Origin of the sequence: Roseibium sp. (assembly GCF_025698965.1) — a bacterium.
In the GTDB taxonomy this organism is placed as follows: Bacteria; Pseudomonadota; Alphaproteobacteria; order Rhizobiales; family Stappiaceae; genus Roseibium.
In genome coordinates, this window is sequence record NZ_JAILWL010000383.1 from 1 (window position 1) to 6,464 (window position 6,464).

The 6,464-nt window shown below is 53.9% G+C and carries 8 protein-coding genes; 2 read left to right on the forward strand and 6 right to left on the reverse strand.

Annotated elements, in window-relative coordinates:
- The 6 genes from K5905_RS24525 to motA all read right to left on the reverse strand — a co-directional run.
- Nucleotides 1–745 (reverse strand): EscU/YscU/HrcU family type III secretion system export apparatus switch protein (locus K5905_RS24525; protein WP_297588943.1); only part of this gene is annotated, 745 nt, incomplete at its 3' end.
- A gap of 50 nt (nt 746–795) precedes the next feature.
- Complete coding sequence (locus K5905_RS24530) at nt 796–1,866, reverse strand: flagellar motor switch protein FliG (protein ID WP_297588946.1); 1,071 nt, start codon at nt 1,864–1,866, stop codon at nt 796–798.
- Between the two features lie 54 nt (nt 1,867–1,920).
- On the reverse strand, nt 1,921–2,196 hold the full coding sequence (gene fliN, locus K5905_RS24535) for a flagellar motor switch protein FliN (RefSeq protein ID WP_297588958.1): 276 nt from the start codon (nt 2,194–2,196) through the stop codon (nt 1,921–1,923).
- Between the two features lie 116 nt (nt 2,197–2,312).
- Nucleotides 2,313–2,879: a hypothetical protein gene (locus tag K5905_RS24540; RefSeq protein WP_297588949.1), complete on the reverse strand. Its 567-nt coding sequence runs from the start codon at nt 2,877–2,879 to the stop codon at nt 2,313–2,315.
- Nucleotides 2,860–3,819, reverse strand: coding sequence for a flagellar motor switch protein FliM (locus K5905_RS24545; RefSeq protein ID WP_297588950.1), 960 nt, complete (start codon nt 3,817–3,819; stop codon nt 2,860–2,862). The genes K5905_RS24540 and K5905_RS24545 overlap by 20 nt, the downstream gene beginning before the upstream one ends.
- A 3-nt stretch (nt 3,820–3,822) precedes the next feature.
- Nucleotides 3,823–4,722 carry a flagellar motor stator protein MotA gene (motA, locus tag K5905_RS24550; RefSeq protein WP_297588952.1) on the reverse strand — a complete coding sequence of 300 codons (900 nt, stop codon included), beginning with the start codon at nt 4,720–4,722 and terminating at the stop codon, nt 3,823–3,825.
- 175 nt (nt 4,723–4,897) lie between these two features.
- Here motA and K5905_RS24555 point away from each other — a divergent pair, with 175 nt between their 5' ends.
- Both K5905_RS24555 and flgF read left to right on the forward strand, forming a co-directional pair.
- A complete protein-coding gene (locus K5905_RS24555) occupies nt 4,898–5,686 on the forward strand; it encodes a DUF1217 domain-containing protein (protein WP_297588954.1) in 789 nt (262 codons plus the stop codon).
- Between the two features lie 3 nt (nt 5,687–5,689).
- Nucleotides 5,690–6,421: a flagellar basal-body rod protein FlgF gene (gene flgF / locus K5905_RS24560; RefSeq protein ID WP_297588956.1), complete on the forward strand. Its 732-nt coding sequence runs from the start codon at nt 5,690–5,692 to the stop codon at nt 6,419–6,421.
- Nucleotides 6,422–6,464: the final 43 nt, after the last annotated feature.

Here is a 6,464-nt window from a genome sequence, read left to right on the forward strand (position 1 = left end):
GCGACCTTTGCCGAGCCTTGACGATCGGGTCACCTTCCATTTGCTTGTGCTCGTCCTTGATTTCCTGCTTGCTCATGCGCAGGTTCCGGCGCCAGTGAGAGCGGGACCACAATATGTCGACGGTCACGAGCAGGATGGTCACGATACATACACCGGCAATCAGGCGCATCGAGATCTGGAGAATTGCTTCGGGTAACGCACTTGGATCTGTGAACATGGCGTTGATCAATTCGGCTTCATTCGCCCGGAATTGACCATAGACAATGGCGCTGACCGTGGTGAATTTGAAAACAGCTTTGAGAAATTCGACAAGTCCTTGCGCTCCAAAGATCCGCTTCCAGCCTTTTGCAAGCGAGAGTTTGGAAAAATCCGGTTTGATCCTGTGAAGGACGATGCGGGGTGTATTTTGAAGGAATGCAGAGGCAAGACCTGCCACCGCCAGGACGGCAACGATTGGTGCCATGAACCTTGCGATTTCAAGTGAAACCGCATGCGTAAGCAACAGGGCATCGGCGTTGTTTCCAAGATTCACTCCCCCCGATATATCCAGGAGATGAGTCAGCGTTTCCACAAGCTGACGCGTCCCTGATGTCACAATGAACCCACCAATCATCAGGGATGCGACGAATGTGGCCAGAACCGGTGCTTCCCGTGAGACCGGTGTGTTGCCTTTCTCGATCGCGTCCCGGATTTTCTTCTCGGTCGGTTCCTCTGTTTTTGAATCCTTGTCTGTTTCTTCAGACATTTACCAACCCGTGTCTGGCTTACCGAGTGAAGGGTGAGGTATGCCGCCGATCAGGCAAAAAAGGCTCCCTCATCCTGTTTCGGATTAAGCTCGATCTCACCACGTCCCGCCATTTCAAGAGCAAGATTAGTGATCGCGCTGCGCGCATCCAGAACGTCGCGTTGTGCTGCGGGTTCACCGGCTGCAAGCTCGTGTTCGGCAATGCGGCGCGCACGCGAAGTGAGGGAGGACAGGATGACTTCGCGGAACTGTGCCGTTGTGCCTTTCAAAGCCAGAACGATGCGATCCGTCGGTATCTGATCGAATATCGCCATCCGTGTGCGGGCATTGAGATTGATGATGTCGTCGAATGTGAACAGCAGTCCTTTGAGAAGCTCCGCTGTTTTCGGCTTTACCTCATTCAGGTTATCTAGCGCATCCTCCATATGTTCGCGGTCCATCTTGTTTAGAATGTCCGCCATACGGGCATGTGAATCGGCTTCCAAAGTACCGGAAAGGTTGAGCATGAAATCCTCGTGCATGGTCTTTTCCACGTCGCGCATGATTTCCGGAACAACGGCCTTGATCGATAACATGCGCCGGACAAGCTGGTTTCTCGTCTTCGCATTGATCTGACCAAGAACTTTGGCCGCTGCGCTCGGTTTGATTTTTGTGAGGATCAGGGCGGCGGTCTGCGGGTGTTCCTTGAGGAGGTAGTTCGCAAAGACGGTCTCTGAAACAGTCGTCAACCGGTCCCAGATCGATCTGTTGGAGTTCCCAAGAACGTCCGACATGATGTCGGCAAGCTGGTCGTCCGGCAGGACACCTTCCAGCATCTTTTCAACTTCATTGGCGGAACCGTAGAGCGTCGTCCCGTTGGAGAACTGGTTGATGAACTCTTCTGCCAACCAGTCCAGCTCCTCGGAAGCCACCGTCCCGAGCTGAGCCGCCGAAACGGTTATCAGACGGATTTCTTCCTGATCAAAATGCTGCAGCAAGCGCTGGGAACTTGTTTTGCCCAGGGAAAGCAGGATTGCGGCGACCCTCTGAACGCCGTTCAGGCGGCGAACCGGAGGAGACGGCGGATGAGGGAGATTGGCTGTCGGAACAGTTGTCGCGGCTGCGGTGGCAGTGCTCGTCATGGTCACGCGTTCCTAAGGAAACGGAAGAGTTTTCGGATTGAGGGGGTTTGGAGATCAGACTTCCAAGGCTCCGTTCTGGGCGCTGATGATTTCAGTGAGGGAAACACCAAAGCGGGAATTGTCATCTTCCACGACAACCACTTCTCCACGGGCGATAACACGACCGTTGACAACAATGTCGATGGGTTCACCCACTCGATGGTTGAGTGGAATGACGGCACCGCGACCAAGCTTCAAAAGGTTGGAGACCAGCATCGTTGCAGACCCCAGAACGACCTGAATGTTCACGGGGATCCCCAGAATTGTGTCCAGGTTTTTGTCGTCGCCCATCGTACCTGGCGCCTGATCCTTGTCCGGAGCTTCGACCTTGGCGAAATTAGTGGCATCTGCAGGCTTTGTCTTCGGCGTGGATTCCGCGGAAACGTGATCGATAATGGCGTCTGACATCAGATGTTGTCCTTCTGGTTCATGGAAACGGTTCGGAAAGGGCTTTCGAGCGAGTTATCGATGCGGTGAATGCGCGTCGTGGATGGTTCCGTCCGCTGTTGCTGCCGAGCGTCCTTGGGCTCGATCCCCGGTCCTTGCCGGAAGTTTCCCGTTTTCAGCTTGTTCTCGACGGACGTGTCGGCAAAAAGATCGGTGTCGTCTTTCGGGCCTTTGGCGCGACGGGACGGTTCCAGAAGCGCTGTTGCTTTGGAAAGTTCCTTCAACTCGGCCCGTAAAATCGATTGTTGCCGTTTTGCTTCGCGGGTTAAGCCATCGATTTCGGCAATCAGGTCCCGCGCATCGTCCATGCGGCTCCCGAGAGCATTCAGGATCTGAGCTCCTTTGACATTGATTTCCTGTATCGAAACCTCGATGCCGTCGAGGGCGAGCGCGGTTTGGTCAAAGATGCGCTGGTAGTCGTCGTGATAACTTCCAAGGCGTCGTAATTCCCGGTGCATGGCAAGCATTCGCACAGTGGTTGCAACAAGTGCGACCAGCAGGACACCATCAACGATTGCGGAGATCATCGAAAAGATCCTTTTCTTCCTCGTGGATGAGTTCATCGATCTGCAACGTGTAGGAGCCGTCGAGCTGTCCAAGTTGGCAGGTAAAGACGGGTTGGTCGTTGCAGGCGAGGGTGACGGGAGAACGTGCTGTGGCCTGAAGTTCGATGACCTGGCCGATTTCAAGGTCTGACAGATCACCAAGCGACATTTCCCGTTCTTCCAGAATGGCTTCCAGTTTGACTTCGGTTCGCTGGATTTCATTGTGGAAGTGTTGCGTCCATTGTTTGTCGCGACTGGACATTTCGCCGGCAAGCACCTGCGATAAACGCTGGCGCAGCGGGTTGAGTGTCGAGTGCGGCATCACGATGAAAACTTCACCGCCTCTGCCGATGGCCTGTTGCAGCAACCGGGCAACCACGGCGGGATTGTTCCGGCGTCCGACGACGGCAAAATCCATCCGGCTTTCGATCCGCTCGATCTTGAGGGTCGTTTCCGCAATTGGCGCAAATGATTCAGCCAAGGACTTCGCAGCCAATTCGAACATCGTGCGGGCGATCCGTGTTTCGATGTTTGAAAAGGGGCGCTCTTCGTCAATCGGCGGTTCAGTTCCATCTGCACCGAAAAGTACGTCGACCAGAGTGAAAATGAAGTCACGGTCAAAGCCGACGAGAACGCGGGCGTCCCATTCTGGTGAATAGAGGACAGCTACGAGGGCATTCGATTCAAACTCGTCGAGGACGTCTCCAATGCGATTGTTTTCGACGTAGCTCACCGAAATGTAGGACGGCGAGGGGGACTTCTGACGCATGGCGTCTGCCATTAGGCGGGCCATTCGGTCGAACACGACCGGAAGCATCGGCAGACGATCGACGGAAATCCCGGCTGCATCCAGCAGACGGTCGGCGATCATTGCACGTTCCGAACTGGAGGCATTTGAGCTGGCAGTTGCTGCTTCGATCATTGTTTAGGCGGCCCCTTGCATATCCTGAACGTTCTCGGTGCCTGCAGTCGCACCCACGCTCATGGTTTCGTTTTCAACTTCATCGATCGTCGGGCGGTCATAGTCGGAGATGGTCTTGCGGCCGTGTTCCAGCGCAATTTGGGGGTCGGCACCGTTCATGAATGCCAGCAGCGTCTGCTTCACCACGATGTACGTCCGAAGCCGGGTTTCCCGCACGCTTTTGATTTTCGACGCAATTGGACCGAACAGTGAGTAGGAGAAAAAGATGCCAACGAAGGTCCCGACAAGCGCCGCGCCGATCAGGCTTCCAAGCAGCTGGGGCGACTGGTCGATAGCTCCCATTGCTTTGATGACGCCAAGAACCGCTGCAATAATGCCTATGGCCGGCAGTGCATCCGCAATACTTGCCATTGCGTGAAACGGCTTCATCTGGTCGCGGTGAATCGTGTGCAGTTCTTCGTCCACCAACGCTTCGATTTCGTGTGCGCGGGCGTTGCCGACAATAATCAGCCGGAAGTAGTCACAGATGAAGGTAGTCAGGTTGGCGTTGCGCAGAACCGATGGGTATTTTTGGAAAATTGGTGACGTGTTCGGATCTTCGATATGCGGTTCGACCTGGTTTCTTCCCTTGGCCCTGAGTTCCCGCATCAGGCCGTAAAGCAAGGCCAGAACATCCAGATATTCCCGCTTGTTGGGGACAGCGTTTCGAAGTGCGTCCGAAACCGCAACAACTGTACCCTTGATGGTTTTCATTGGGTTGGCGACGACGAATGCACCAATGGCAACGCCCAGGATAATGACAAGTTCCCAGGGTTGCCAAAGAACGGAAACCTTGCCTCCAAGGGCGGCAAAGCCGCCGATGAGCGAAGCACCCGCGATAATCAGGCCGATAAGAATGGTCACCTAACAGCTCCCGAATGGTGAGAAGTTCAACTGCGATCGGAGAGACGCTAGATGCCGAGACTTGTCTGAAGCTGACCGGGAACGAGCGTGACTTCAGGCCCGTGCAGCGTCAGCCTGGCGTAAGCTTTGCGCGAGAGTGTTCCTAAAATGAATTTATCCGTGATGGGATCAGGACATGATCAATACATTGACCCAAGTGCAGCTCGTCAGAACAAACATGGAGCGTTCGCTGAAGACCGTAGAAGCCGATCCCATGATCGAGCGACAGTCGGAGTATTACAGGGACAATATCCGTAACATTAAGTCCATTGACGACTTCATGGCCGATGATCAGATCTATAATTATGCAATGACGGCAATGGGATTGGAGGAGATGATCTACGCCAAAGCCTTCATGCGCAAGGTGTTGGAAGAAGGTGTTTCCGAAAGCAGCTCTTTTGCCAATCAGCTGGCAGATACAAAATATAAGGAATTCGCGGAAGTCTTTAATTTCGAACGTTACGGATCCACAACGACTTCCTTTTCCCGAACGCAGGAAGACATTGTTCAGCAATTTCACCGGCAGACACTGGAAGTGCGTGAAGGTGAACAGAATCAAGGAGTTCGGCTGGCTCTCTATTTTGAACGCCGGGCGCCGGACATTACAAATGCCTACGATGTTTTGGCAGATGGCGCATTGGCGGAAGCGGTCTATACCGCGCTTGGCCTGCCGGATGAATTTGCACTTTCGGACATCGACAAGCAGGCTGCATATCTTGAAGAGCATCTGGAATTCGACAAGTTTGGCGATGCTGACTATTTGTCCAAATTTCTGAACCGGTTTTCCGCGTTTTACGATCTGACCAACGGCCCGCAGGCAATTTCGTCACCCACACTTGCTGTCTTTGCGGGTGGAAGCGGTGTTGTTCAGATGGGTGAGGATATGCTCGCCAGTCTCCAGAATTTTCGTCTGGGAGGCTTTTGACCCATGCAATCAGCTCTTTATGTTGCGCTGTCCGCCCAGGTTGCATTGTCCAACAGACTGGAAACGGTCGCCCGCAATGTCGCGAACATGAACACGACCGGATATCGGGCAGACGAAGTAAAATTTGCCGAACTGATCTCCAAGGCGGGGCAGGACAAGGTGAGTTTTGCAACCGGTGGAGAAAAGTATGTCTCCCGTCAGACAGGTAGTTTGAACAAGACCGACAACCCGCTCGATCTCGCTGTAGAAGGCGATGCCTGGTTTGCAATTCGGAATGCAAACGGAAACCTGTCCTACACCAGAGATGGCAGGCTGAAGATGACGCAGGACGGTGCCCTTCAAACGCTCACTGGCCAGCAAATACTGGGAACAGGCGGGCAACCTATTGCTTTGGATCCGGAAGCTGGTGAACCGCTTGTGTCACAGTCGGGTGAAGTCGTACAGGGAGACAATGGAGTTGTCGGTCAAATAGGATTGTTCCTGATCCCGAACGAAGCAAAACTCGCCCGCGCTGAAAACTCGGCCGTCGTGCCAGACCTTCCTGCCATACCGGTTCAGACATTTGATCAACACGGTATCCGGCAGGGATATGTTGAGGGAGCGAATATCAATCCTGTCCGCGAAATGACCAAAATGATCATGATTTCGCGGGCCTTTGAAAGCGCAACCAAGATGATCGATACCAGCAACGAAAGCCAGGAGAAGGCCATTCGTGAGCTGGGGGCAAGCTCATGACCGCAGTAGAGCAGGTAAACACCGCGACACCGATGGTTTTGGG